This window comes from Streptomyces sp. NPDC089915, from assembly GCF_040684675.1.
Taxonomy (GTDB): domain Bacteria; phylum Actinomycetota; class Actinomycetes; order Streptomycetales; family Streptomycetaceae; genus Streptomyces.
Genome location: NZ_JBFBGN010000385.1, coordinates 1 through 1,319 on the forward strand (window position 1 = coordinate 1; position 1,319 = coordinate 1,319).

The window sequence follows — 1,319 nt, forward strand, 5'->3', positions numbered from 1 at the left end:
AGGCGATCACGTTGTCGGCCAGGGTCCGCCCCTGCCGTAGGGCGTGCTGTGCCGTCGGCGGGCAGATCGCGCCGTCGCCGCCCCGGGCGAGGTCGGGCACGGCCGCCGCGTCCCCCAGGGCGAAGACCCCGGGCGCGTCCGGAACCGTCAGCTCCGCCGTCACCACCAGGCGTCCCCGCTCGGTCTCCGCGTCCATCGTGCCGATCAGCGGGCTCGCCGCCACGCCGGCGGTCCAGATCAGTGTCCGGGTCGCCAGCACGCGCCCGTCGGTCAGCGTCACCTCCTCGGGCCCCGCCTTGGCGACGCTGACCCCCAGCGACACCTGGATGCCCCGGCGCCGCAGGATGTCCAGGGCCGCCCGCCCCAGCGAGTCGCCCAGCTCCGGCATCAGCTTCGGCGCCAGGTCCAGCAGGTGCCAGCTGATCCGGCCGGGGTCCAGCCGGGGATAGCGCCTGACCGCGTGCTCGGTGAGCCGCTGGAGGCAGGCCGCCGTCTCGGTCCCCGCGTAGCCGCCGCCGACCACGACGAAGCACAGCCGGGAGGCGCGCTCGGCCTCGTCCTGGCCGGCGTCCGCGAGGTCGAGCTGCGCGATGACGTGGTCGCGCAGGTACGCGGCCTCGGCGAGGGTCTTCATGCCCCGCGCGTGCTCCAGCAGGCCCGGGATGTCGAAGGTGCGGGTGATGCTGCCGGGTGCCAGGACGAGGTGGTCGTACACCTCGTGGGTCTCCTCGCCGGTGATCCCGCGGATGAAGCAGACCTTGGCCGCGGTGTCGACGCCGATCGCCGTGCCGGGGATGATCCGGGTGCGGTGGCGGCTGCTGCGGCGCAGGGAGACGGCGATGGACTGCGGGGTCAGGACCCCGGAGGCCACCTGGGGGAGCAGGGGCAGGTACAGCTGGTACGCGGTCGGGGTCACCATGCGGATGTCGGCCTCGCCGGGGGCCAGCCGGCGCTCCAGACGGCGTACGCATTCCACTCCGGCGAAGCCCGAACCCACCACGAGGATCCTCGGTCGTGCCACGGTTTCCGTCCTTTCGCAGAGCTGACGGGTCATCGGCCCGTCTGCCCACTCACCCGGCCCGTGCACCTCCGGCGCCGGCGGCCGGCCCTCGGCTCCGACGAACGGCCGGCCGCGGGGCATCGACCTCCGCGGGGCCTCGACCTCCGCGGGTTCGAGGTCGAGGCCGTCGACGGGAGCATCGGCAGGGTCGACCAGCACCACCTGCCGGGCACCCCCTTTGGCGGCGACTTCTGACCGGCACGCCGAGCACCCCGCCCCGGGACGGGACCTTCATCAGTGGCGTCAGTGCCGGTCAGTG

General features: G+C 74.3%; 1 protein-coding gene. It reads right to left on the reverse strand.

From position 1 onward, the window contains the following. A partial coding sequence (locus tag AB0O29_RS36030) for an FAD-dependent oxidoreductase (RefSeq protein WP_365160704.1) occupies window positions 1–1,021 on the reverse strand: 1,021 nt, incomplete at its 3' end. Window positions 1,022–1,319 lie beyond the last annotated feature (298 nt).